This window comes from Isoptericola sp. NPDC019693, from assembly GCF_044389085.1.
In the GTDB taxonomy this organism is placed as follows: Bacteria; Actinomycetota; Actinomycetes; order Actinomycetales; family Cellulomonadaceae; genus Isoptericola.
This window is the reverse complement of the sequence record NZ_JBIRXP010000001.1, coordinates 667,283-691,998: the sequence shown is the minus strand read 5'-3', so window position 1 is coordinate 691,998 and position 24,716 is coordinate 667,283. Positions and strand designations below refer to the sequence as shown.

Annotated in this window: 22 protein-coding genes; 9 read left to right on the top strand and 13 right to left on the bottom strand. The window is 75.5% G+C overall.

Translation table 11 applies throughout. The features are described 5' to 3' along the window. Nucleotides 1–21: 21 nt before the first annotated feature. The 9 genes from hrpB to ACH436_RS03215 all read right to left on the bottom strand — a co-directional run bounded on the left by hrpB (nt 22) and on the right by ACH436_RS03215 (nt 10,133). On the bottom strand, nt 22–2,556 hold the full coding sequence (hrpB, locus tag ACH436_RS03255; RefSeq protein ID WP_430558726.1) for an ATP-dependent helicase HrpB: 2,535 nt from the start codon (nt 2,554–2,556) through the stop codon (nt 22–24). Nucleotides 2,557–2,637: 81 nt separating this feature from the next. Then, on the bottom strand, nt 2,638–3,558 hold the full coding sequence (gene pdxS, locus ACH436_RS03250; protein ID WP_430558725.1) for a pyridoxal 5'-phosphate synthase lyase subunit PdxS: 921 nt from the start codon (nt 3,556–3,558) through the stop codon (nt 2,638–2,640). A 68-nt stretch (nt 3,559–3,626) separates the two neighbouring features. Beyond that, nucleotides 3,627–4,211 (bottom strand): hypothetical protein, encoded by a 585-nt coding sequence (locus ACH436_RS03245; RefSeq protein ID WP_430558724.1) that lies wholly within the window; start codon nt 4,209–4,211, stop codon nt 3,627–3,629. Further along, entirely contained in the window at nt 4,208–5,413 is a 1,206-nt protein-coding gene (locus tag ACH436_RS03240; RefSeq protein ID WP_430559144.1) for a glycosyltransferase family 4 protein, read from the bottom strand. Before ACH436_RS03240 ends, ACH436_RS03245 begins: the two co-directional genes overlap by 4 nt. A gap of 44 nt (nt 5,414–5,457) precedes the next feature. After that, the gene (locus ACH436_RS03235) at nt 5,458–6,420 is read right to left on the bottom strand and encodes a phosphatidylinositol mannoside acyltransferase (RefSeq protein ID WP_430558723.1); all 963 of its coding nucleotides are present in this window, start codon (nt 6,418–6,420) and stop codon (nt 5,458–5,460) included. Continuing rightward, the gene (gene pgsA, locus ACH436_RS03230) at nt 6,420–7,091 is read right to left on the bottom strand and encodes a phosphatidylinositol phosphate synthase (RefSeq protein WP_430558722.1); all 672 of its coding nucleotides are present in this window, start codon (nt 7,089–7,091) and stop codon (nt 6,420–6,422) included. The genes ACH436_RS03235 and pgsA overlap by 1 nt, the downstream gene beginning before the upstream one ends. Further along, complete coding sequence (locus ACH436_RS03225) at nt 7,091–7,690, bottom strand: HIT family protein (RefSeq protein ID WP_430558721.1); 600 nt, start codon at nt 7,688–7,690, stop codon at nt 7,091–7,093. The genes pgsA and ACH436_RS03225 overlap by 1 nt, the downstream gene beginning before the upstream one ends. An 11-nt stretch (nt 7,691–7,701) precedes the next feature. Further along, on the bottom strand, nt 7,702–9,690 hold the full coding sequence (gene thrS, locus ACH436_RS03220; protein WP_430559143.1) for a threonine--tRNA ligase: 1,989 nt from the start codon (nt 9,688–9,690) through the stop codon (nt 7,702–7,704). Between the two features lie 203 nt (nt 9,691–9,893). Beyond that, nucleotides 9,894–10,133 (bottom strand): hypothetical protein, encoded by a 240-nt coding sequence (locus ACH436_RS03215; protein ID WP_430558720.1) that lies wholly within the window; start codon nt 10,131–10,133, stop codon nt 9,894–9,896. Between the two features lie 256 nt (nt 10,134–10,389). Here ACH436_RS03215 and ACH436_RS03210 point away from each other — a divergent pair, with 256 nt between their 5' ends. The 3 genes from ACH436_RS03210 (at nt 10,390) to ACH436_RS03200 (ending at nt 13,020) form a co-directional block, all read left to right on the top strand. Beyond that, nucleotides 10,390–10,881 (top strand): aromatic ring-opening dioxygenase LigA, encoded by a 492-nt coding sequence (locus ACH436_RS03210; RefSeq protein ID WP_430558719.1) that lies wholly within the window; start codon nt 10,390–10,392, stop codon nt 10,879–10,881. A gap of 128 nt (nt 10,882–11,009) precedes the next feature. Beyond that, nucleotides 11,010–11,831 carry a uracil-DNA glycosylase gene (locus tag ACH436_RS03205; RefSeq protein WP_430558718.1) on the top strand — a complete coding sequence of 274 codons (822 nt, stop codon included), beginning with the start codon at nt 11,010–11,012 and terminating at the stop codon, nt 11,829–11,831. 79 nt (nt 11,832–11,910) lie between these two features. Further along, entirely contained in the window at nt 11,911–13,020 is a 1,110-nt protein-coding gene (locus tag ACH436_RS03200; protein WP_430558717.1) for a DUF664 domain-containing protein, read from the top strand. Between the two features lie 18 nt (nt 13,021–13,038). On the opposite strand, the gene ACH436_RS03195 is transcribed toward ACH436_RS03200, so the two are convergent. The 3 genes from ACH436_RS03195 to ACH436_RS03185 are packed head-to-tail and all read right to left on the bottom strand — an operon-like array spanning nt 13,039 to nt 15,191. Beyond that, entirely contained in the window at nt 13,039–14,364 is a 1,326-nt protein-coding gene (locus ACH436_RS03195; RefSeq protein WP_430558716.1) for a chloride channel protein, read from the bottom strand. Between the two features lie 43 nt (nt 14,365–14,407). Continuing rightward, nucleotides 14,408–14,767, bottom strand: coding sequence for an SHOCT domain-containing protein (locus ACH436_RS03190; protein WP_430558715.1), 360 nt, complete (start codon nt 14,765–14,767; stop codon nt 14,408–14,410). 1 nt (nt 14,768) lies between these two features. After that, the gene (locus ACH436_RS03185) at nt 14,769–15,191 is read right to left on the bottom strand and encodes a DUF6325 family protein (RefSeq protein WP_430558714.1); all 423 of its coding nucleotides are present in this window, start codon (nt 15,189–15,191) and stop codon (nt 14,769–14,771) included. 173 nt (nt 15,192–15,364) lie between these two features. Between ACH436_RS03185 and ACH436_RS03180 the strand changes: the two genes are divergently transcribed. After that, nucleotides 15,365–16,147 carry a hypothetical protein gene (locus ACH436_RS03180; protein ID WP_430558713.1) on the top strand — a complete coding sequence of 261 codons (783 nt, stop codon included), beginning with the start codon at nt 15,365–15,367 and terminating at the stop codon, nt 16,145–16,147. 23 nt (nt 16,148–16,170) lie between these two features. On the opposite strand, the gene ACH436_RS03175 is transcribed toward ACH436_RS03180, so the two are convergent. Beyond that, complete coding sequence (locus tag ACH436_RS03175) at nt 16,171–17,253, bottom strand: substrate-binding domain-containing protein (protein ID WP_430558712.1); 1,083 nt, start codon at nt 17,251–17,253, stop codon at nt 16,171–16,173. Between the two features lie 141 nt (nt 17,254–17,394). On the opposite strand from ACH436_RS03175, the gene ACH436_RS03170 reads away from it, so the two are divergent. From ACH436_RS03170 to ACH436_RS03150, 5 genes are all read left to right on the top strand, one after another. Continuing rightward, nucleotides 17,395–19,746, top strand: coding sequence for a DUF2264 domain-containing protein (locus tag ACH436_RS03170; protein ID WP_430558711.1), 2,352 nt, complete (start codon nt 17,395–17,397; stop codon nt 19,744–19,746). Further along, the gene (locus ACH436_RS03165) at nt 19,743–20,771 is read left to right on the top strand and encodes a hydroxyacid dehydrogenase (RefSeq protein WP_430558710.1); all 1,029 of its coding nucleotides are present in this window, start codon (nt 19,743–19,745) and stop codon (nt 20,769–20,771) included. Before ACH436_RS03170 ends, ACH436_RS03165 begins: the two co-directional genes overlap by 4 nt. Nucleotides 20,772–20,893: 122 nt before the next feature. Next, entirely contained in the window at nt 20,894–23,623 is a 2,730-nt protein-coding gene (locus ACH436_RS03160; protein ID WP_430558709.1) for a Tat pathway signal sequence domain protein, read from the top strand. Beyond that, on the top strand, nt 23,620–24,183 hold the full coding sequence (locus ACH436_RS03155; protein WP_430558708.1) for a hypothetical protein: 564 nt from the start codon (nt 23,620–23,622) through the stop codon (nt 24,181–24,183). The genes ACH436_RS03160 and ACH436_RS03155 overlap by 4 nt, the downstream gene beginning before the upstream one ends. Continuing rightward, on the top strand, nt 24,180–24,710 hold the full coding sequence (locus ACH436_RS03150; protein ID WP_430558707.1) for a GDSL-type esterase/lipase family protein: 531 nt from the start codon (nt 24,180–24,182) through the stop codon (nt 24,708–24,710). Before ACH436_RS03155 ends, ACH436_RS03150 begins: the two co-directional genes overlap by 4 nt. The last annotated feature ends 6 nt before the right edge of the window (nt 24,711–24,716 follow it).

Genomic DNA, 24,716 nt, shown 5'->3' with positions numbered 1-24,716 from the left:
GCGGTGAACCAGGGCGACCCCTCACCGGCGGGGCTTCACCCGCTTCGTCGGGAGGGCCGTGAGCGGATCCTCCGGCCAGGGATGGCGGGGGTAGCGGGCTCGCAGGTCTGCTCGGACCTGGGGGTAGCCCTGCCTCCAGAAGGAGGCGAGGTCGCTCGTGATCGCCGCCGGTCGCCCCGCGGGCGACAGCAGGTGCAGGACGACCGGGACGCGGCCGTCCGCGACGGCCGGGACGGTGGTCCAGCCGAAGACCTCCTGCAGCTTCACGGCGAGGACCGGCGGTTCGACGCCGTGGTACGCGAGCCGGACCTCGGAGCCCGACGGGACCTGGAGCCGTTCCGGTGCCAGCTCACCGAAGCGGGTCGCCGCGGGCCACGGCAGGAGACGGCGGAGCGCCGAGGTCACGTCGATGCGGGCCAGGTCGCGCGAGCCTCGCACCGAGGCGAGCTCCGTCCCCAGCCAGGCGTCGAGGTCGGCCAGCAGCGCCTCGTCGTCGACCGCGGGCCACGGGGCCCCGAGGTGGGCGTGGCAGAACGCGAGCCGCTCCCGCAGGGCGAGCGCGGACTCCGACCAGCGCAGCACGGACAGGCCGCTGCGCCGGATGCCGTCGCGCACGGCCGCCTGGACGAGCAGCGGGTCGGGGTCGGTCAGCGGGACGTCGCCCAGCACGATCGCGCCGAGCGCCTCGACACGGCGCGTCACGATCCGGCCGTCGTCCCAGCGGATCTGGTCGGTGCTCGACACGAGATCGCCGGCGACGTCCCGCGCGGTCTCCTCGTCGATCGGCGCCGCGGACCGGATCCTGGCGTCGGCGCGACCGGGTGCCCGGTCGGCGACCGCGACCGCCAGCCAGGCGGTGCCCCGCAACGCCGACCGCGGGTCCAGCGCGGCGCCGGTGCCGCCGGACATCTGGTAGGTGGCCGACCCGGCGCCCCGGGCCCGCGCGATCCGGTCCGGGTAAGCCAGCCCCACCACGGTCCCCACCGCGAGATCGTCCGGCACCCCGTGCGCCCCCCGGCCGGTCGGCCCACCCGACGGGTCGCCCGTCGGCGCGCCGCGGCCGAGGCGCCGCGTCTCCTCGCGCCAGCGGGCCGTCGCCGCGCGGTCGTCACCACGGCGGAGGGCTCGCAGGCGTGCCGGGAGGTCGTCGCCGAAGGTGCGTCCCGCGTCGTCCGAGAGCATCGCGACGATCTCGCGCGCCCGGTCGGCGCCGACCCGCGGGGCCCCGTCCAGCAGCGCACGAGCGAGGCGAGGATGTGCCCCGACCGCCCGCATCCGCCGCCCCCGCTCCGTGATCCGGCCGTCGTCGTCGACCGCCTCGATGCGGCGCAGCAGTGCGGTGGCCGCCGTCATCGCGGGCGCGGGCGGCGCCTCGAGCAACGTCAGACCGGCCCCCGCAGGCGCACCCCAGGCCGCGAGGTCGAGGGCGAAGGCCGCCAGGTCGGCGACCGCGATCTCCGGCGCCGCATGCTCGTCGAGGCGCACGTGGTCCGTGGCGGACCAGCAGCGGTAGACCCGGCCCGGCGCCTCCCGCCCCGCGCGGCCCGCCCGTTGGTCGGCCGACGATCTCGAGACCCGGCAGGTGACCAGCGTCCCGAGACCACGGGACTGGTCGGTCCGCGGCTCCCGGGCCAGACCCGCGTCGACCACGACCCTGACCCCGGGCACGGTCAGCGAGCTCTCCGCCACCGACGTCGTCACCACGACCCGACGCACGGTGGACGGCAGCAGCGCCCGCTCCTGCTCGGCCCTGGACTGGCGGCCGAACAGCGGAAGGACGTGGAGGTCATGAAGGTCGGACAGCCGGCGGACCGTCCCGTCGATCTCGGCCTCCCCCGGGACGAACACGAGGACGTCGCCGTCGTTCTCCGCCAGCGCGCGCCGGACGACGGTCTCGACGTGGTCCAGCAGGCGCGGGTCGACGCGACCACCGGGGAGCAGCGGCGTGGGCAACGGCGGGGGGACCCACTCGGTCGCCACGTCGAACAGCGCGGCGGTCGCCGTGACCACGGGGGCCGGGACGTCCGTGCCGAGCGCGCGGCTCAGCCCGACCGTGTCCGCGGTGGCCGAGGTCGCGACGACGGCCAGGTCGTCCCGAAGGTTCGCCCGGACGTCGACGAGGAGCGCGAGCAGGAGGTCGGCGTCCAGGTGCCGCTCGTGGCACTCGTCGATCACGATCGCCGTGACACCCGGCAGCTCCGGGTCCTGCTGCAGCCGGCGCACGAGGAGCCCCGTCGTCACCACCTCGACGCGCAGCCCCTTGCCGCCGGTGCGCTCGCCGCGCATCGCGTAGCCGACCTGCTGCCCGAGCGGCTCGCCGACCAGCGTCGCCAGCCGGGTCGCGGCCGCACGCGTGGCCATCCGGCGCGGCTCGGCGACGATGATCGTGCCGCCGAGCGCGTCGGCCAGGGCCAGGGGCAGCAACGAGGTCTTCCCCGAGCCGGGCGGCGCGACCAGCACCGCGGCGCCGCTCGACCGCACCGCGTCGACGGTGGCAGGCAGGACCGCCCGGACCGGCAGGTCCGCACCCGGCACCGAAGGTTCAGGGAGCAGCACGCCCCGACACTAGTCGAGCGCGACCAGGGGCCCCGCGGACGCGATGCCGGCGGGACCCCTGGTCGCGGTCGGAGCTGGTGGTTACCAGCCGCGCTCCGCCAGGCGCACCGGCGCCGGCTCGGCCTCGACGTTGATGCCGACCATGGCCTCGCCGAGCCCGCGGGACACCTTGGCGACGACGTCGGGGTCGTCGTGGAAGGTCGTGGCCTGCACGATCGCCTTCGCGCGCGCGACGGGGTCGCCCGACTTGAAGATGCCGGAGCCGACGAACACGCCCTCGGCGCCGAGCTGCATCATCATCGCGGCGTCCGCCGGGGTGGCGATGCCGCCCGCGGTGAACAGCACCACCGGGAGCTTCCCGGCGCGGGCGACCTCGGCCACGAGCTCGTACGGGGCCTGCAGCTCCTTGGCCGCGACGAACAGCTCGTCCTCGGGCAGCGAGGTCAGGCGGCGGATCTGCGCGCGGATCTGGCGCATGTGCGTGGTCGCGTTGGAGACGTCGCCGGTGCCGGCCTCGCCCTTGGAGCGGATCATCGCCGCGCCCTCGGTGATGCGGCGCAGCGCCTCGCCGAGGTTGGTGGCGCCGCACACGAACGGCACGGTGAACTGCCACTTGTCGATGTGGTTGGCGTAGTCGGCGGGGGTGAGCACCTCCGACTCGTCGATGTAGTCGACGCCCAGGGACTGCAGCACCTGCGCCTCGACGAAGTGGCCGATGCGCGCCTTCGCCATCACCGGGATCGAGACGGCGTCGATGATGCCGTCGATCATGTCGGGGTCGCTCATGCGGGCGACCCCGCCCTGCGAGCGGATGTCGGCGGGCACCCGCTCCAGGGCCATGACGGCGACGGCGCCGGCGTCCTCGGCGATCCTCGCCTGCTCGGGCGTGACGACGTCCATGATGACGCCGCCCTTGAGCATCTCGGCCATGCCGCGCTTGACGCGGGCGGTGCCCACCTCGCCCGCGGTGATCCGGCCGTCGCTGCCGCTGGTCTCGCTCAACGCAACCTCGCTCGTGTCGCAGTGGGACGCGTGACCGCTGTCACGCGTCTTCCATCCTAGTTCCGGCCTCACGACCCGGTGAGGCCCTCCGGCATCTGGTCGTCCAGCTCGACCGTGCGCGGCAGCGCCGCGTGCCCCGACAGCCGCAGGAGGCGCACGTACCAGGTGCGTCGTGCGCGCCGCGCCTGGGCGACGGCCTCGTTGTGGAACCGGCGGGCCAGCTGGGCGCGGTACCAGGCCGCCGAGAGCTGTCCGACCAGCTCGTCGCCGTCAGGCTCCCGGCGCAGCTCGCCGAGCGCCTCGTCGTCGCCGAGCGCCGAGCGCAGCGTCGCGGACAGCTCGCTCTCGGCACGCTCGCGCTCGGCCCCGAGACCCTCGAGCGCGAGCTCCGCGCCCGGCGCGGGCGGGGCGGCGTCTTCCACGGCGGCGAACGCGGCGTCGGCCACGAGCACGGCGCCCGCCGGGTCGAGCAGCCCCGACGAGGCCAGGTCGATCGCGGCCCCCGCCCGGCGCGCCAGCTGGGCCTGCAGGGCGATGCGCGACGCGATCACCTTGCGGTGCAGCCGGTCCAGCCGCGACGCCGAGATCCAGGCGAGCCAGACCACCACGGCCGCGACCACGAGGACGAGGAGCGCGAGCTCGGACCAGGTCATGCGCCCTCACCTCCGGCGGCACGCCGCGTGCGCAGCCAGCCGACGGCGCTCTCCGTCCGCGTCGGGGCGACCGGCGACCCGAGCGCCTCCCCCGCCGCGACGGCCATCTCGTACACGGCGAGCACCTGCGAGGTCACCGCGGACCAGTCGAAGCGGCGCACGAACGCCGAGGCCCGCTCCCGTCGTTCCTGCGTCCCCGCGGCGTCGCCCAGGGACGCGAGGATCGCGCGGGCCAGGTCGTCGGGCTCGCCGGTGCGGAACAGCCGCCCGGCGGCGCCCTCGTCCAGCACCCGACGGAAGGCGCCGAGGTCGCTGGCCACGACGCCGGCGCCGGCGCTCATGGCCTCGACGAGCACGATGCCGAAGCTCTCGCCCCCGGTCTGCGGGGCGATGTACAGGTCCGCGGACGCGAGCAGCGACGCCTTGTCCTCGTCGCTCACACCGCCGAGGAACTCGAACGAGCCGGCGTGCGGGCCGAGGGCCTCCAACGCCGCGTCGCGCCCGTCGTCGCCCTTGCCCGCCACGAGGAAGCGCGCCCCCGGCACCTGCGCGAGCACCTGCGGCGCGGCCGCGGCGAGCACCTGCAGGCCCTTGCGCGGCTCGTCCAGCCTGCCGAGGAACGCGATCGTCGGCGCCTCGGCGGTGCCGCGCCACCGGTCGGACGGCTCGGCGGCCGCGAACGTGTCCACGTAGACGCCGTTCGGGATGACCACCGCGTCGCCCCCCATGTGGTCGACGAGGGTGCGGCGAGCGTCCTCGGAGACCGCGATCCGCGCCGCGATCTTCTCCAGCGACTGGCGCAGCAGCGGGTACGCGACCTGGAGCGCCCGCGATCTCGTCTGGGACGTGTGGAACGTGGCCACCACGGGCCCCTCGGCCGACCACAGGGCGAGCATGGACAGGCTGGGCACCATCGGCTCGTGGACGTGCACGACGTCGAACTGCCCCGCCTCCAGCCAGCGCCGCACCCGGGCCGCGGTGCGGGGGCCGAACGTCAGCCGCGCCACCGAGCCGTTGTAGCGCACCGGCACGGCGCGGCCCGCCGGCGTGACGACGTCCGGCACCGGGGTGTCGTCGTCGGCCGGCGCGAGCACGGAGACGTGGTGCCCGGCGTCCTGCAGCGCGCCGGCGAGGTCGCGCACGTGGAACTGCACCCCGCCCGGCGCGTCGAACGAGTACGGGCACACGATCCCGACGCGCAGCGGGCGCGACGGCGCGGCGACGGCGGCGCCGTCGGGCACGGCGCTCACGCCTCCCCCGCCTCGGCCTTGGTGCGCGCGTAGCGCTCGGCGTCGAGGTCGTCGACGAAGACCCGCTGCAGCATGTGCCAGTCCTGCGTGGACTCCTGGAGGGTGACCGCCACCGCGTCGACCCAGCCCTGCGTCATGCGCGCCACGCGCTCCTTGCGGTGCAGGCCGGAGTCGTCGGGCACGGGGACCGCGGGGTAGAAGCGGATGACGATGCCCCAGGCGGTCCCGGCCGCGCGCCGGCGCTCGCCCGTGAGCGGCTCGTAGGTGATGCCCACGGGCACCAGCGGCACCTTGGCCGCGAGGGCCAAGGCGGCGGGACCCGCGGCCACGCGGGCCCGGTGCCCGCACAGGTCCACCTCGACGCCCGACGCCGTGAGGTCGCGGTCGGCCAGCAGCGGGACGATGGTCCCGCCCTTGCTCGCGCCGCGCACGAGGTTGCGGAAGACGTCGGGGTCGCCGAGCGGCAGGACGTCGATGCCGATCGAGCGGCGGAACTCGACGAACTCGACGAACAGCTCCTCGGGCTTGAGCCGCTCCGCGACGGTGAGGACCGGGGCGATGTGCGGCGTCGCGTACGCGCCCGCCAGGTCCCAGTTGCCCAGGTGGGCCAGCGCGAGCGAGACGCCCTGACCGTCGGCCACCGGTCCCCCGACGTGCTCGTACCCCTCCACCCGGACCCGGGCGGTCACCTGCTGCGGGGTCGCGCCCTGCAGGGTGAACGCCTCGCGGAAGTAGCGCATGTACGAACGCATGCCCGCGCGGGTCAGGCGGCGCAGCCCGGGCGCGTCGAGGTCGGGCCGCACCCGCGCGTAGTTCGCCTCGAGCCGGCGCACCCCCTCCGTACGGCGCAGCCACGTGAGGTCGGCGACGACGGTGAACGCCGCCCGCAGCACGGGCTCCGGGAGCTTCGGCGCGTGGCGCCAGGCGAACGTGTACAGGCGGGCGACGTCGATCCGCATCAGGCCTCCGGGTTCGGGTCGGTTCGGTGGTCCGCGGCCTGGGGCCCGGCGTCGCGCACCGTACCCGCCAGCTGCCTGCGCACCGTCGAGACGCGCTGGACGACGGTGACGAGGCTGGCGGCGGCGAGCACGGTCAGCGCGATCACCGTGACGAGCAGCGGCAGCCCCACCTGCGTGAAGGCCACCGCCACGAGGGCCACGACGAGCCGGTCGGTGCGCTCCGCGATGCCGACGGCGGCCGTCGCGCCGACGCTCTCGGCCCGGGCGCGGGCGTAGGGCACCACGGACCCGAGCACGAGGCAGGCCAGCGACGCGACGATCCCCCACGTGTCGTACGGCAGCTCCGGGTGCAGCACGAACCACAGCGTGATGCCCGCGAACACGGCGCCGTCGGAGATCCGGTCGAGGGTCGAGTCGAGGAACGCGCCCCACGGCCCGGTGCGGCCCGACAGCCGCGCCATGACGCCGTCCATCGAGTCCGCGAGGGCGAAGAGTCCGATGAGGACGCCGCCGAGCAGCACGTGCCCGGTGGGCAGCAGCGTGAGCGCGAGGACGACCACGACGACCGTGCCGGCGATCGTCACCGCGTCCGGCGACACCCCGAGCCGCAGGAGCGCCCGTGCGGGCGGGGTGAACAGCCGTTGCATCGTCGCCCGCAGGCCTCCGAGCATCAGCGCGCCCCGTCGTGCCGGGACCCGGTGCCGGCCGCCGGCCAGGCCGCGGCGAGCCGCGCGCGCGTGCTGGACAGGAGCTCCGGCAGCGCCTTGGTCTGCCCGACGACGGGCAGGAAGTTGGCGTCGCCGAGCCAGCGCGGCACGACGTGCTGGTGCAGGTGCGCCGCGATGCCCGCGCCCGCGACCTCGCCCTGGTTCATGCCGATGTTGAAGCCGGCGGGCCCGTAGACCGCGGTGAGCGTGCGGACGGCCGTCTGGGTCATTGCGGCGAGCTCGGCCGTCTCGGACCCGGTGAGGTCGACGTATCCCGACACGTGCCGGTACGGCAGCACCATGAGGTGCCCCGAGTTGTACGGGTACAGGTTCAGCACCGCGTAGCACTCGGCCCCGCGGGCGACGACGAGTCCCGACTCGTCGTCGCCCGCCGGGATCCGGCAGAACGGGCACTGCGCCACCGACCCGTCGGCGGGCTTGTCCTGCCCGCCGATGTAGACCATGCGGTGGGGCGTCCACAGCCGCTGGAGCCCGTCCTCGGGCGGGCCGAAGTCGCCCGCCGGGACGGTCGTCGGGCCCTGCTCCCCCTCGTGTCCGGACATCGGCGCCCCGCTCAGACCTGGGCGCGGTCGCGCACGGCCGCGACGATGCGCTCGATCGCGTCGGCGACGGGCACCGTGTTCTCCTGGGTGCCGTCGCGGAACCGGAAGGACACGGCCCCGGCCTCGACGTCCTCGCCGCCCGCGATGAGCACGAAGGGCACCTTCTCCTTCGACGCGTTGCGGATCTTCTTGCCGAAGCGGTCGTCGGACAGGTCCACCTCGGCGCGGATCCCGCGAGCCGTGAGCTGTGCGACGACGTCCTTGAGGTAGTCGTCGAACGCCTCGGCGACGGGCACGGCGAGCACCTGGACGGGCGCGAGCCAGGCCGGGAAGAGCCCCGCGTAGTGCTCGATGAGCACGCCCATGAACCGCTCGATCGAGCCGAACTTCGCGGAGTGGATCATCACCGGCTGCTGCTTGGTGCCGTCGGCCGCCGTGTACTCCAGGCCGAAGCCCTTCGGCTGGTTGAAGTCGTACTGCACGGTGCCCATCTGCCAGGTGCGGCCGATGGCGTCCTTGGCCTGGACGGAGATCTTGGGCCCGTAGAACGCGGCGCCGCCCGGGTCGGCGACCAGCTCGAGGCCGGAGGCGACCGCGACCTCCTCGAGCACCGCGGTGGCCTTGGCCCAGTCCTCGTCGGAGCCGACGAACTTGTCCTTCTTCTTGTCGTCGCGCGTCGACAGCTCCAGGTAGAAGTCGTCCAGCCCGAAGTCGCGCAGCACCGACAGCATGAAGTCCAGCAAATGCTTGACCTCGGCCGGCGCCTGCTCGGGGGTGACGTAGGAGTGCGAGTCGTCCTGGGTCAGGCCGCGCACGCGCGTCAGGCCCTGCACCACGCCCGACTTCTCGTACCGGTACACGGACCCGAACTCGAAGAGGCGGATCGGCAGCTCACGGTAGGAGCGCCCCCGGCTCGAGAAGATCAGGTTGTGCATCGGGCAGTTCATCGCCTTGAGGCGGTAGCGGCCGTGGTCGCCGACGTCCTCGAGGTCCAGCGGCGGGAACATCGTGTCGCCGTAGTACGGCAGGTGGCCCGACGTGTAGAACAGCTCTTCCTTGGTGATGTGCGGCGTGCCGACGTAGGAGAAGCCCTCCTCGATGTGGCGCTGGCGGACGTAGTCCTCCATGACCCGCTTGATCACGCCGCCCTTGGGGTGGAACAGCGGCAGGCCGGAGCCGACCTCGTCGTGGAACGAGAACAGGTCCATCTCGGACCCGATGCGGCGGTGGTCGCGGCGCTCGGCCTCGGCCAGGCGCTCGAGGTACGCCTTGAGCTCGTCCTTGGTGGGCCAGGCGGTGCCGTAGACGCGCTGCAGCATCGGGTTCTTCTCGCTGCCGCGCCAGTACGCCGCGGCGTTGCGCATGAGCTGCACGCCGTTGCCGATGAGGCGGGTGCTGGGCAGGTGCGGACCGCGGCACAGGTCCTTCCAGACCACGGTCTCGCTCTCGCGGCCGGCGCCCCGGACGTTGTCGTAGATCGTCAGCTCGCCGCCGCCGACCTCGACGGACGACCCGTCGTCGTCCGAGGAACCGCCCTTGAGGCCGATGAGCTCCAGCTTGTAGGGCTCGTCGGCCAGCTCGGCCCGCGCCTCGTCCTCGGTGACGACGCGGCGGCGGAAGGTCTGGCCCTCCCGGATGATGCGCGCCATCGCCTTGTCGAGCGCCTTGAGGTCCTCCGGGGTGAACGGCGTGGCGACGTCGAAGTCGTAGTAGAAGCCGTCGGTCACGGGCGGGCCGATGCCGAGCTTGGCGTCCGGGTTGACCTGCTGTACCGCCTGGGCCAGGACGTGCGCGGCGCTGTGGCGCAGCACGGCGAGACCGTCGGGCGAGCCGATCGTCACGGGCTCGACGACGGTGCCGGGCGCCAGGTCGCGCGAGAGGTCCAGCAGCTCGCCGTCGACGCGCATCACGACGACGTCCTTGCGGTCCGCGAAGAGCTCCGTGCCCGTCGTCGGCGTCTGCACCGTCACCTGGTCGGCGTCGTCGGGGTGAGGTGGCATCGGCGAGGCGACGTCGGACACGTGCTGCTCCTTGCGGTTCGTGGGCGCTGCGGTGGGGCACGGGCAGCGCCTGGGCGGGACCGCCCGGGGCCTGGGCCGCCGGGCACGGTCGTGGGGCGCCACCGTCGGTGACGCCCCACGATCGTACTCATCCGCGCGGGCCGGGCCCGCGCCACGCGCCGTCGGACGGCGGCCGGACCCGGTCAGGCGCCGGGGCGGGGACCAGGGCGGGGGCCGGGCCGGGGGCCGGGGCTGGCGGCGGGCCCGTCGTCATTGTGCTTCTTGGCCTCCGCGGCCGCCTTGTCGACGTACCCGTCCACGCTGTCGGGCGTCGCCTTCTTGACCTGTTCCGCGGCCTTCTCGATGTTCTCGTCCGTCGCGAGGTCCTTGAGCTTGTCCTTGGCCTTGTCGAACAGGCCGCCCAGACCCGAGCTCTCGCTCATGCTGCTCCCCCTTCGGCTCCGGCCGGCCCGGTGCCGACCGTCGTCCAGACCATCACAGCCACCCCGCGCGCGCGACCGCTGCCGCCCGCGATCCGGGCGGATGCTGCGGCGACCGGTCGCCCGGGCACACTTTGTGAAGGACTTCACAAGAATTGACGGCGCAGGTCAGACGCTGTGGTCATACCATAGAGACGGCACCGAGAACGGAGCCATCCAGACCGGCCGCACACGCTGCGACCCGGACCCGGAGGGGACCATGACCACCACCCGCACCACCCAGCGACCGGTACGCATCATCGGCCTCGTCGCGCTGATCGCCGGCATCGTGATGATCGGGGCCGGAGCCGCCACGTGGGCCACCGTGAGCTCGCAGCTCGCCGCCCAGGACATCACCGTCTCCGAGGACGCCGCGTTCCTCGGCGGAGCGACGGTGGAGGGCCCGCTCTCCGCGTACGCCCAGGCGCAGGTCATCGACAAGCACGCGCTCGAGGCCACGGGCGGCCAGACCTACGCCCAGCTCGAGCAGGACGACCCGCTGCGCGCCACCGCGATGAACGCCTCGTTCCTGCGGGCCTCGCTGTTCACCTCCGTGGTCGCCTACGGCGTGAGCGCCCTGGTGATGGGTCTCGGCCTCCTGTTCGGCCTCATGGGCTGGTCGCTGCGCCGCCTCGCCGCCGAGCCCGCCGTCGCCACCGCGACCGTGCCCTCCGCCACGGCGGCCCGCACCCGGCTCAACCCGGCGGTCTGACCCGCCGCGCCACCCCGGCGACACCCCGCACGGCCCGCCCTCCCGTCCCGGGACGGCGGGCCGTCGCGCGCCCCGGGCGGCGCGGCCGGTCCCGCGCACCACCCGCCGGCGTGCGCCACGATGGACCGGTGCCCGCCGCCCCGTCATCCGACTCCCCCGACTACCCGGCCGCCGCGCGCACCGCGCCGTCGCTGGCGGCCCTCGACGCCCACCTGGTGGAGTGCCGCGCCTGCCCCCGCCTCGTCGCCTGGCGGGAGGAGGTCGCCCGCGAGCGCCGCGCCGCGTTCCGCGACGAGCACTACTGGGGCCGCCCCGTCCCGGGCTTCGGCGACCCGGCCGCGCGCGTCGTCGTCGTGGGGCTCGCCCCCGCGGCGCACGGCGCCAACCGGACGGGCCGCATGTTCACGGGCGACCGCAGCGGCGACTTCCTGTTCGCCGCCATGCACCGCACCGGGTTCGCCAACCAGGCGACGTCGGTCGCGGCCGACGACGGCCTGGAGCTGCGCGACATCCGGGTCACCGCCCCCGTCCGCTGCGCGCCGCCCGCGAACCGGCCCACCCCGCAGGAGCGCCGCCGCTGCGCCCCGTACCTGGCCCGGGAGATCGAGCTGGTGGGCTCCGGGGTGCGCGTGGCCGTCGCGCTCGGCGGCATCGGCTGGCAGGCGCTCCTGACAACGCTCGCGGAGCAGGGCTGGGACGTGCCGCGCCCACGGCCGCCGTTCTCCCACGGAGCCGAGGTGACGCTCGCCCGCACGGGCGGGCCCGGCGCCGCCGCGGACACGGATACGGATACGGACACGGACACGGACACGGACACGGGCGACCCCTCCCCCACGCTCACCGTGCTGGGCTGCTTCCACGTCTCGCAGCAGAACACGTTCACCGGCCGCCTCACGCCGGACATGCTCGACGCCGTCCTGCGCCGCGCCCGCGCGCTCGCGGGCGCCTGACCCGCGATCGGCAGCGAGCCGACGGGGGCCGCACGAAAAGGACGAGGCTCCCGCACGGCCTCCCGGCTAGGGTCACGACGTGACCGTGACCATCCTCACCGGACCGCCCGGCGCGGGGAAGACGACCGTCGCCGCGCTCCTCGGGGCCGCCGGCGCCGCCGTTGGCGCGAGTGCCGCTGGTGCCCGCCCCACCGTGACCCTCACCACCGACACCTTCTACCGGTCGATCACCACCGGGTTCGTGCCGCCGTACCTCGCCGGGTCGCAGCGGCAGAACGAGGTCGTCGCCGAGGCCGTCGTCGCGGCCACGAGCGCCTACGCCCGCGGCGGCTACGACGTCGTGCTCGACGGCGTCGTCGGCCCGTGGTTCCTGCCCCCGTTCCGTGCGGCGGCGGCGCGGGAGGGCTGGGACCTCGCGTACGTCGTCCTGCGTCCCGACCTCGACACGACGCTCGCCCGGGCCACGGGCCGCGCCGACGCCGAGCTGCGCGACCCCGCGGCCGTGCGCAGCATGCACGCCGCGCTCGCCGACCTCGGCGAGCTCGAGCCGCACGTCCGCGACACGACCGGCGAGGAGCCCGCCGCCACGGCCGCCGCGGTGCGGACGGCGCTCGACGGGGGCGCGTACCGGCTGTCCGCCCCGGCCGCAGACCTCCCGGCGGACGAGCGCGTCGACCCGCCGCTGCGTGCCGACGAGACGACCACGCTGCGCGCCTTCCTCGACTACCACCGCGACACCCTGCGCCGGAAGACCGCCGGGCTCGGCGCCGAGCAGCTGCGCACCCCGCTGCCGCCCAGCACCATGACGCTCGGCGGGCTGCTCAAGCACCTCGCCTACGTCGAGACGAGCTGGTTCCTCGAGGTCTACGACGGCGGCGCGCCCCTGGCGCCGTTCGACACCACGGACTGGGACGCCGACCCCGACTGGGAGTGGCACAGCGCCTCACTGGACTCCCCCGAGGACCTGCGACGGCTGTTCGACGCCGCCGTCGACGCCGCCGACCGGTCGATCGACGCGGCGCTCGCGGCCGGTGGGCTGGACGGCACGTCGGCCCGCGAGTCCGGGCGGGAGGGCGAGGGCACGTTCAGCCTGCGCTGGATCCTCGTGCACATGATCGAGGAGTACGCGAGGCACAACGGTCACGCCGACCTGCTACGCGAGGCGCTGGACGGCGCGACCGGGGAGTGACGCGGGCCCGCGCCGGCGTCAGGCGGCCGCGGCGCGCGCCCGGTCGCGGGCCTCGCGGCGCGGCCGGAGGAGGAACTGCTCGGTCGTGTACCCGACGACGACCGCGACGATCACGACCGGCGCCATCGCCGGCGCACCCGTCCCCAGCAGCATGACCACCAGCACCGTCGAGGAGACGGGGAACGGCAGCGTCGCCGCCGTCGCCGCTCCCATGCCGGCCGCCAGGGCCGGGACGGCGCCGTACCCGGGCAGGTCGGCGGCGAGGACGCCGGCGGCCGCGCCCAGCAGGACGGCGGGGAAGATGGGGCCGCCGCGCAGGGTGCCGAGGGAGACCGCGTAGGCGACGCCCTTGAGCGCGAGCAGGGCGACCAGGGCGCCGGCCCCCCACGCCGCCGGGTCCGCCGCGAGCGTCGGCAGCAGCGCCTGGCCCGAGAGCGCGACCTCCTCGGGCGAACGACCCGTCGCCAGGGCGTAGGCCGACGCGCAGACCGCGACCACCAGCGCCCCGACGACGGCCGCGGTGAAGGGCCGCCCCGCCGCCCGGCGCGCGACCGCCTCGCCCAGGCGGTGCACCAGCCGGACCAGGACCGCGACGAGCACGGCCACCGGGAGGGTCCACAGCACGTCGCCGACGTCCGGCCGGGCCGGGGCGTCCACGTCGGGCAGCGCCAGCGACGCGATCTCGAGGCCGGTCCACGTGCCCATGCCGGTGAACACCAGCGCGCCGACGCCGGAGGCCGCCAGGCTCGGCAGCACGACGGCGGCGAGCCGGGCGCCGGTCACGCCGGTCATCGCCGACGCCTCGACGACGAACACCGCCCCGACCACGGGGCTGCCGAAGATCGCCGAGAGCGCCGCGGCGGAGCCGGCCACCGCGAGGACCTGGCGCGCCGGGTCGCCGAGGCGCGCGTCCCACGGCCGCACGAGGACGAGGGCCAGCGCCGCGCCGATCGCCAGCAGGGGGGCCTCGGGGCCCAGCGCGACACCGAGCGGGAGGCCGGCCAGCGCGGCGAGGAGGACGCCGGGCACGTGCGACGCGGGCACCGGGCCGAGGCTCAGCCCGTGCACCGGGAGGTGGCCGCCCTGGCCCGGGAGCGAGCGCACCGCGACGCCGACCATGACACCCGCCACCGCCAGCCACGGCAGCGGCCACCACCAGGGAGGTCCGTCGAAACCCCACTCCTGCGGCAGCGTCTCCCACACCAGGTGCGTGAGCTCGTGCAGGACCGCGAGGAACAGGAAGGCCGCCACCGACACCGGGATGCCGAGCAGCGCGCACACACCGAGGAACCTCGCCCACGGCCGGCGCGTGGTCGGGTTGTCGGCGTCTGCGGCGGCGGTCACGGCGGCTCCTCGGGGTGGGCGGGACGCGGGGCAGGATCCTCGATCAGCCGAGGAGCTTGGCCTTCGCCGCGGCGAACTCGGCGTCGGACAGGACTCCCGCCGCCTTGAGGTCACCCAGCTGCGTGAGCTTCGCGATGAGGTCGTCGGCCGGCGGCGTCGCGGCGACCTGGGCCTGCTGCTGCGCCTGCTGGGCCTGGTACTGCTGGGCCTGCTGCTGCTGGGCCCAGGCCTGCTCCTGCGCCTGCTGGGCCTGGTACTGCTGGGCCTCGTACTGCTGCTGCTCGCGCGAGGCGGCACGGCGGTTCATCGCCCTGCTGGTCGCGTTCGCCGTCCCGGTGATCACGGCCGTGCGGGCCATCGTGCCGATCAGGCCGGGCCGGCCCATCCGTCGCAGAGGGGGCATGTCAGCTCTCCTTCTCGATCTCGTCGGTGAGGGCGTCGATCGCCTCCGCCGGCACGCGCGTCCAGTCGAGCACCTGCCCGCCGGCGCCGCGCACGGCGTCGCCGAGGCCGCGCGCCCACGCGTGCTCGAACACCAGCATCCCGACGGCGGAGCCCGGCGCGAGGTCGGCGGCGATGTCCTCGACGTCCTCGGCCGCGAGCAGCCCGGCGGGCTCGCCCACGATGCGGGCCAGCTCGTCGGCGCCGCTGTCGCTCGCCTCGAGCCACTCGACCGAGCCGTCGTCGCCCTTGCGCACGACCAGCGCGTCGAGCACGTCGATCGTGCCGGCGTCGGCCAGCCGCCCCAGCTCCGCGATGATCTCGCCCTTGAAGTCGCTGCGGGGGAACTCGATGAGCACGAGCTCCACGGGTCCACTGGGTCGCATGTCCTGCCTCTCGGTCAGCCTGTCGGCGACGGCGGTCGTGGCGAGGCTTCCCGCCGCTGCCCGTCCTGCGGACACTGTGGCACCGCTGCGCGCCGACCGCATGCCGGGCGGGGCAAGTCACCCCGCTCCTTCGTTCCGGGGGCGAAATCGCAGGTCATCCGCCACGATGAGCCGTGACCGCGGCGGCCACGGAGATCCGGCGCGGGGGGACGGAGGGCGACGCGATGACGCAGCGGGACGAGACCGGGCCACGCGGCCGCTCCGCCCCTGGAGACCCCGCCGGGAGCACCATGAGCCGGCGGGTCGAGCTCGCCGCCACCGTGCTGCTCGCGCTCGCGACCGTCGTCACGGCGTGGTCGGCGTTCCAGGCCACCAAGTGGTCGGGCGTGCAGGCCAACAGCTACGCCGCCGCGGGGGCGGCCCGGGCCGAGTCCACGCGCGCGTCCACGGAGGCCGGTCAGCTCACGGTGATGGACGTGACGGCGTTCGCGTCCTGGATCGACGCCGTCGCCGCGGAGACCCGCGCGGGGCGGGACTCCGGGCTCTCCGACGACGGCACCTACGCGCCCGTGGACGGGACGGAGTCCGAGTTCCTGTACACGCGGTTCCGGCCCGAGATGGTGCCCGCGTTCGACGCCTGGGTCGCCGCGGACCCGTTCCATGACGACACCGCGCCGCGCACGCCGTTCCTCCTGCCCGAGTACCGGCTCGAGGCCCAGGAGCGCGCCGACGCCGAGCTCGACCGCGCCGAGGACCTGTCGGCCACCGCCCGCCAGGCGAATCAGTACGGCGACAACTACGTGCTGACGTCGATCCTGTTCGCCTCCGTCGCCCTGTTCGCCGCGCTGAGCACCAAGCTCGCGCACCGCACGGCGCGGCGCGGGCTGCTCGGCGTCGCCGCGGTGCTGTTCGTGGCGTCCACCGCGGTCGTCCTGACGTTCCCGAAGGAGCTGTAGGGCGGGGCGGGGCGGGCCGGGCCTCAGCCCGCGGCCGCCCCGCACGACCCGCGCACGGTGAGGCGCGGCAGCAGCGCGACGTGCCGCGGTGACCCCTGCGCCCCGGGCACCTCGCCGCCCTCGTCCCCCACGATCCGCCCGACGAGCAGGCGCAGGGCCTCCCGGCCCAGCTCCCGCCGCGGCGGGGTCACCGTCGTCAGCGGGACGACGGCGAGCTCCGCGTTCTCGTCGTCGTACGCCACCACGGCGAGGTCCTCGGGCACGCGAAGGCCACGGTCCAGCGCCGCCTCGACGAGCCGGGCCGCGTGGTCGTCGGTGTGCACGAGCACCGCGCGCGTGCCGGTCTCGCGGCACCGGTCGAGGAGCGCGCCCAGCTCTCGCGCGAGCCCGGCGGGGTCGCCCTCGCCCTTGGGCAGCGAGACGTCCGGACCGGGCGCGACGCCGAGCCGCGAGACCGCGGTCGCGAAGCCCTCGCGCACGTGCGGCGCGGTCGGTGTCCGGTCGTAGACCGCCAGACCGATGCGACGGTGGCCGAGCCCGGCGAGGTGCTCCACCGCGAGGACGGCGCCGTGCGCGTGGTCGGACCGCACCTGGTCGAGCTCGCTCAGGGCGGTGAGCCCGTCGACGCGCCGCTCCACCACGACCACCGGCACGGGCACCGACCGCAGCCAGGCCGCGAGCTCCTCCGGCGACCGGTCCCGGGTGGTGGGGGCGACGACGATCCCCTGGACGCCCAGCCCGACGAGCCGGTCCACCTGAGCGGCCTCGACCTCGGGGCGGTAGTGCGAGACGCCGAGCACCAGGCGGACGTGGAGGCTGGGGGCGAGCGCCTCCATGCCGCGCACGAGCGGCGGGAAGTGCACGGTGGAGCTCGGCACCACGACGCCCACCAGCACGCGGGCGGCCTGCGGCTCGCGCGCCGAGCGCAGGGCCACGGCCCCACCGTGCACGCGGGCCAGGCGCCCGGCCCGGTCGAGCTCGACGATGTCGCGCCGGATCGTCACCTCGGCGACGCCGAGCGCCGCGGCAGCCTCCGCCGAGCGGACGCTCCCGCGCAGCTCCACCTCGCGCAGCAGGTACTCGTGCCGGGCCGTGGGCAGGTGCATGGGTCCTCCGTCGTCGTCGAGCGGGCCGGGTCAGGCCGGCGACAGGCCGTGACGAAGCAGCACCGTAGCGGACGATGTCCGAGGATGACCGGAAATGTTCGACCCTTCCCCGGCTCTCGACCGCTGCGCGAGGATGCCGGGGTGACACCCGCCGCGACGCCGCCCCTCAGCACCTCGAGCCCGACCGACGTTCCCGGAAAGAGGCCCGCAGAGACACCGGGAGCACTCCCGGGAGCACGCCCGGTCGCGACCACGGGAGCCCCGTCGAGCGGGACGGCGGCCGACCGCCGCCTCGCGCCCGCGCGTCGCTGGACGCGCGCGCAGTGGCTCGCGACCGCCGACGACCTGCTCGACGCGGTGCGCCCCTACGCGTCGCCGGGCGGCGCGCTCCTGACGCTCCCCGGCCCCGTGAGCGGGTCCGGGGTGTGGAGCGACGGGCTCGAGGGGTACGCGCGCACGTTCCTGCTCGCGGCGTTCCGCCTGCACGGCGAGGACGGCCGCGACCCGCACGGGCTGCTGGAGCGCTACGCGGACGGGCTGCGGCACGGCACGGACCCGGCGGGGAGCGAGCGCTGGCCGCGCGTCGACGAGCGGCGCCAGGCCGTGGTCGAGGCGGCGTCCGTGGCGATCGGCCTCTCGGAGACGAGGCCCTGGCTGTGGGACCGGCTCGACGACGGCACCCGGCAGCGCACCGTCGACTGGCTGGCCGGCGTGGTCGGCACCCGCGGGTACACGAACAACTGGTTGTGGTTCCAGAACGTGATCGAGGCGTTCCTGGCGAGCGTCGGCGGCCCGTGGGAGCAGGCCGACCTCGACCACAACGCCGAGACCGCGGAGTCGCTGTACGTGGGCGGCGGCTGGTACTCCGACGGCCGGGGCCGCGGCGGGCGCCGCCAGAACTTCGACCACTACGCGGGGTGGGCGTGGCACGTCTACCCGCTGCTGCACGCCCGGATCCAGGGGCGCCCGCTCGACGACGTGCACGCCGGGCGCCTGCGCGCCTTCCTCGACCAGGCCGTCCACCTGGTCGGTGCGCACGGGGCCCCGATGCTGCAGGGGCGCTCGGTGACCTACCGGCACGCCGTGCTCGGCCCGTTCTGGGCGGGCGCCGTCGCCGACGCGACGCCCTTGTCCCCCGGGGCCACCCGGGCCCTCACGGCCGCGGTGGCCGAGCACTTCGACGCCGCCGGCGCCGTCGACGACCGAGGGCTCCTCCCGGTCGGCTGGCACCGCCGGTACGACCGGGTGCGCCAGCTGTACACGGGCGGCTCGTCGCCCTACTGGGCGAGCAAGGGCTTCCTCGGCCTCCTGCTCGGGGCGGACCACCCCGTCTGGACGGCGGCGCCGGAGCTGCCCGAGGCCTGGCACGAGCCGCACGCCGTGGCGATGCAGGCGCCCGGCTGGCTGGTCAGCGCGACCCCCGCGGACGGGATCGTGCGCCTGCTCAACCACGGCTCCGACCGTGCGATCGAGCACGCGCTGTCTCCCCGCGCCGACGACCCGTTCTACCGCCGCCTCTCCTACTCGGGGTCGGCGTCGCCGCAGCTCGGGGCCGGCGACGTGGCCGCCCCGCTCGACTCCCACACCGCGCTCCTGGACGCCCGGGGGCTGCCGTCCCACCGCGACGGCGTCGAGCGCGTGCACCTGGACGACGCCGTGGCCGTGTCCCGGTCCCGCGTCTGCTGGCTGGACGTGCCCGGCGGCCCGGGGACCGACGCCGGCCCGACGGGCGACCTGCCGGGCGGCGCGGCGCCGGGGGCTGCCGGGCCGGGCGACGACGCCGGCTGGGCCGGCCTGCGTCGGGGACCGGTGCTCACGACCGCCTCGGTCGTGCACGGCGCGGACGAGGTGCGCCTGGCGTGGTGGACGCCCGCCTCGACCGCGGTGCCCGGCCGCGCGCCGGAGCCGGGCACGACGGCGGACGACCTCGACCGGGACGCCGCGTGGCCCGCCGACACCGGGCCGTGGCGGCTGCACGTGGGCGGGTGGGCGCTCGCGGCCGGACGGGAGGGCGCGCTGTCCGTCGAGCGGAGCGCCGACCGCTCGGGCACCTTCGTGCGGGTCGTCCGCGACGACGGGACGTCGTCGCGCGTGCGCGCCCTGGACGTCACGACCGAGGGCGGTCCCTCCGGGTCCGGGGCCGGCGCCACGCCGGAGGAGCCGCAGGACACACCGCCGGGCACGCCGCCGGGCACGCGGACCGTCCTGGACACCGCCGGCGCGGCCCGCCGGACGGGCTCGGACCCGTTGGGCTCGGCGTCCGCCGTGCCGTGGCTGCGCACGTCCTCGCCGGTCGAGGCCGGTGCGGTGGTCGCCGCGCTCGTGGTCCTGACGGGCGCGGACGACACCCCGCGCCGGCCCGCCCCCGTGGTGCGGGTGCGCCGCGGGGCGCACGGCGGCCCACCTGCCGGCGTCGAGGTGCGGTGGCCGGACGGCCGCGTCGACGCGGTGCCGACGGGCGCCGTCCCGACGCGCTCCGGGGCCGCGTCGTGACCCGGCTGCGCGCGGCCTTCGCCATGCGCCACGCGGACCTCGTGCCCGAGCTGTTCGACGACGCCGCGACCGCCCGGCTGCGCGCGGTGGCCGACGTGGCCGAGGGGGTGCTCACGCCGGACGCGCTCGGCGGTGCCGGTGCCCGGACGCGCGAGGGGGCCGGCGAGGTCCTCGGGGAGGTGGACGTGCTCCTCACGGGCTGGGGCGCGCCCCGGCTCGACGACGCCCTGCTGCGGCGTGCTCCCCGGCTGCGCGCCGTCGTGCACGCCGCCGGCTCGGTGAAGCCGATCGTCACCCCCGAGCTGTGGGAGCGCGGCGTGCGCGTGTCCAGCGCGGCCGCCGCGAACGCCCGCCCGGTGGCCGAGTACACGCTCGCGACGGTGCTGCTGGCGGGCAAGCGCGTCCTCGAGGCGGCCGACGCGTTCGCGGCCCGTCGCCGGTTCGACGGCTGGGAGCTGCCCGCACCGCTGGGCAACCACGGCCTGACGGTCGGGGTCGTCGGGGCGTCCCGCATCGGCCGGCAGGTGATGCGCCTGCTGGCACCGTTCGACGTCGAGGTCCTTCTGCACGACCCGTGGGTCGACGCCGACGCGGCACGCGCCCTCGGGGCCACGGCGGCCACCCTCGACGATCTCGTGCGGGCGAGCGACGTCGTGACCGTGCACGCCCCCGACCTGCCGGAGACCTACCGGATGATCGGGGCGCGGCAGCTCGCCCTCATGCCGGACGCGGCGACGCTGGTGAACACCGCGCGCGGGCGTCTCGTCGACACCCCGGCCCTCACCCGCGAGGTGCTGGCGGGCAGGCTGCGCGCCGTCCTCGACGTCACCGACCCCGAGCCGCTGCCCGCCGACCACGCCCTGTGGGACGCTCCCGGGGCGCTGCTCACGCCGCACGTCGCCGGGTCGCTGGGCAACGAGCTGCGCCGCCTCGGCGACCTCGCCGTCGGCGAGGTCGAGCTCCTGGCGGCGGGGGCGCCGCTCGGCCACGAGGTGCTCCCGGAGCAGCTCGGGACGACCGCCTGACCCGGGGCGCCCGCCGGGGCGTCCGGTTTTGCGCGTTTCACGATCGGTTGCTCGATCTCCTCGCACGATGGGCCCGTCCGCCGACGGACAACGCACCCACCGTCACGAAGGAGTGACCCACCGTGGTCGACGTCAGCCGCCGTACCGTCCTCACCTCCGCCCTCACCGCCGGCGCGGTCGCCGCGCTCAGCGCGCGCACCGCGAGCGCCGCCCCGGCGGGGTCCCCGCTCCCCCTCGCCCTCACCGGGCACGACCCGGTCGACGTCCGCTGGCTGGAGGGCGGCGCTCCCGCCGCCCTCGCCGGGGGCGCCACCTGGGGCGTGCCCTGGCCGCGCGGCGCGCTGGCCGGCGACCAGTCCTTCGCCCTGTCGACGGCGGCCGGCGAGGCCGTGCCGGTGCAGACCTGGCCCACCGCGTGGTGGCCCGACGGCTCCGTGAAGTGGACCGCGCATGCCGTGAGCGAGTCCGCCCCCCGCGCCGAGACCTACCGGCTCGCGCCCGGTGCGCCCGCGCGGGGGCAGCACACGATCACCGTGCAGGAGAACCCGGGCCGCGTCGTCGTGGACACCGGTGTCGTCCAGGTCGAGTTCGGGCGCCAGGGCGACAAGGTGGTGCGCGCGATCCGCCGCGGCGGCGACGTCGTCGCCAAGGACGGGCGGCTCGTCGTCCAGCGCCAGGACTCTCCCGACACCGACCGCGGCGCGAAGGTCGCCTTCGAGGAGTTCACCGGCACGGTCCAGAAGGTCACCGTCGAGCAGTCCGGGCCCGTGCGCGCCGTCGTCAAGGTCGAGGGGAAGCACCGCAAGGGACGCCGCGAGTGGCTGCCCTTCGTGCTGCGCTTCGCCCTGTTCGCCGGGTCGGACGGGATCCGCCTGGTGCACACGTTCATCTTCGACGGTGACGAGGACTCGGACTTCGTCACGGGTCTGGGCGTGCGCTTCACGGTCCCGATGCGCGGCGAGCTGTACGACCGGCACGTGCGCTTCGCCGGCCCCGACGGTGGCGTCCTCGCCGAGGCGGTGCGGGGCGTCACCGGCATGCGCCGCGACCCCGGCGCCGCGGTCCGGGCCGCGCAGGTCGCCGGGGAGGCGCTGCCCGACCCCGCCACCTGGGACCAGCGGGTCACCTCGCGCCTGCACTGGATCCCCGCGTGGGGCGACCACAGCCTGTCGCAGCTCACCGCGCACGGGTTCGAGATCCGCAAGCGTACGGAGGCCGGGCACTCCTGGGTGCGGGTCGACGCGGGGGGACGTGCGCCCGGGCTGGGCTACGTCGGCACGCCGTCGGGCGGGCTCGCCTTCGGGATGCGCCACTTCTGGCAGCTGCACCCCACCGAGCTGGAGATCACCGGCGCCGCGACCGACGAGGCCGACGCGACCGTCTGGATGTGGTCACCGCGCGCCGAGGCGATGGACCTGCGCTTCTACCACGACGGCATGGGCCAGGACACCTACCCCGAGCAGCTCGACGCGCAGGAGATCACCTACGAGGACTACGAGCCCGGCTTCGGCACGCCCTACGGCGTCGCACGCACCACCGAGCTGATGTTCTGGGCGCTGGCCGCGACCCCGACCGCGGCACGCTTCGCCCAGCTCGCGGAGGCGACCGCCACCCCGCCCCTGCCCGCGAGCAGCCCGGCGCACAACCACTCGGCGGGCGTGTTCGGGTCCTGGTCGCCCGTCGACCGGTCCACCCCGGCGAGGTCCACGATCGAGGACCGCCTCGACGCGATCCACCGCTACCACCTGGAGCAGGTGGACCAGCGCTCCTGGTACGGGTTCTGGGACTACGGCGACGTCATGCACTCCTACGACGGCGACCGGCACCAGTGGCGGTACGACGTCGGCGGGTACGCGTGGGACAACTCGGAGCTGTCCACGGACCTCTGGCTCTGGTACCACTACCTGCGCACCGGCGACGCGCAGGCCTTCCGGTTCGCCGAGGCCATGAGCCGGCACACGGGAGAGGTGGACCAGTACCACCTGGGCGAGTGGAAGGGCCTGGGCACCCGCCACGGCGTGCAGCACTGGGGCGACTCCGCCAAGCAGGTGCGCATCAGCAACGCCAACTACCGCCGCTTCGTCTACTTCCTCACCGGCGACGAGCGGTCCGGGGACCTGCTGCGCGAGCTGGTCGACTCCGACCGCACCTACCTCGTGCTCAACGCGGGCCGCAAGATCGACGGCTCCACCGGCGACTACGACCCCGATCCCACCGCCCTCCCGCTGAGCAAGACCACCGACTGGGGTGCCATCGCGGGTGCGTGGCTCACCGAGTGGGAGCGCGACGGCGACCCGCGGGCCCGCGAGCGCCTCCTGGCGAGCGCCCGGTCGATCGCGGCGCTGCCGAACGCCTGGGTGCAGGCGGACGCGACCTACGACCTGGAGACCGCGACCTTCACCTCGGGCCCCGACAAGACGGTCTCCGTGGGCAGCCTCAGCTCCGTCTTCGGGCTCGTCGAGGTCATGACGGAGCTGCTCGACCTGGTCGACGAGCCCGACGTCGAGGCCCGCTGGGTCGAGTTCTGCCGGCTGTACAACGGGACCAAGGCCGAGCAGGCGGAGGCCTCGGGCAAGGACTGGGGCAACCTCAACCTGCGGCAGGCCTACTCGCGGGCGACCGCCTACGCCGCCGTCCGGCTCGACGACGACGCGCTCGCCGCCCGCGCCTGGAAGGAGCTCGCGACCGGGCACGCCGGGTACCCGGACGACATGGACTGGGGCACGCACCGGATCGAGCCGCCCGCGGTGCTGCGTGCGGTCGACGAGGCCGGTTTCTCGTCCAACGCGTCCGCGCAGTACGGGCTCGCCGCGATCCAGTGCCTGGCCCTCGTCGGGGAGAAGCTGCCGTGAGCGCCCGGCGACGCCCGGGCCGGGTCGTGACCGCGGCGTGCTGCGCGCTCGCCGCCGGCACCGCGCTGGCGGGCCCGGCCGCGCACGCGGCCGGGCGTCCGGGCCTCGACGGGCCGCGCCCGGACCCCGCGCTGCTCGAGCGGTGCACCGGGGCCGGGCCGGTCGTGTGCACGTACCCCGAGCTGCCGCCCGGCCACTACGACGTCACGGTCATGCTGGGCGACCGGCACGGCCCGGCCGGCACCGAGGTGCAGACGGAGGCCCGGCGGCTCATGGTCGCCCAGGTCGACACCGCCGACGGCGAGCTGGCCCGTCGCACGTTCACCGTCAACGTGCGCGACCCCGAGAGCCAGCAGAACCAGCCGGCCGGCGAGGGCACCCCCGGGCTCACCCTCACGTTCACCGGCGACGCCCGCACGTCGCCGGGATCGGGATCCGGCCCGCCGACGAGCGCGCGCCGCGCCTGGCGCTGCTCGGCGACTCCACCGTCACCGACCAGGGCGGGGCCCCGTACACCGGCTGGGGCCAGCGGCTGCCCGCGCACCTCGGTCTCGGGGTGAGCGTGGTCAACCACTCCGGCTCCGGGGAGAGCACGGTCTCGGTGCTGGCCAAGCCAGAGATGTTCGACGCCCTGGTGCCGCAGCTGCGCCCCGGCGACGTCACGCTCGTGCAGCTCGCGCACAACGACAAGACGACGACGGCCGCGCAGTACCGCGCCAACCTCACGCAGATCGTGGAGCGCGTCCGGGCCACCGGCGCGACACCCGTGCTCGTCACCCCGATCGTCCGGCTCCGGTTCGACGGCGACCAGCTGAACTCCACGGGCCTCATCGAGACCGCGGCCGGCAGCCTTCCCCAGCACGTCCGCGACGTCGCCGCCGACCTCGACGTCGACCTCATCGACCTCACCGCCCTGAGCGAGGAGCTGGTCGAGGGACTTGGCCCCGTCGACGCCCAGCCGATCTACCTCGTGCGGGAGAACGGCGACCGCACCCACACGTCGTGGTACGGCGCCGGCGTGTACGCCGACCTCGTCGCGGCCGAGCTGCGCACGCTCGGCCTCGTGCCCGAGAGGTACTGGCGCTGACCCGCA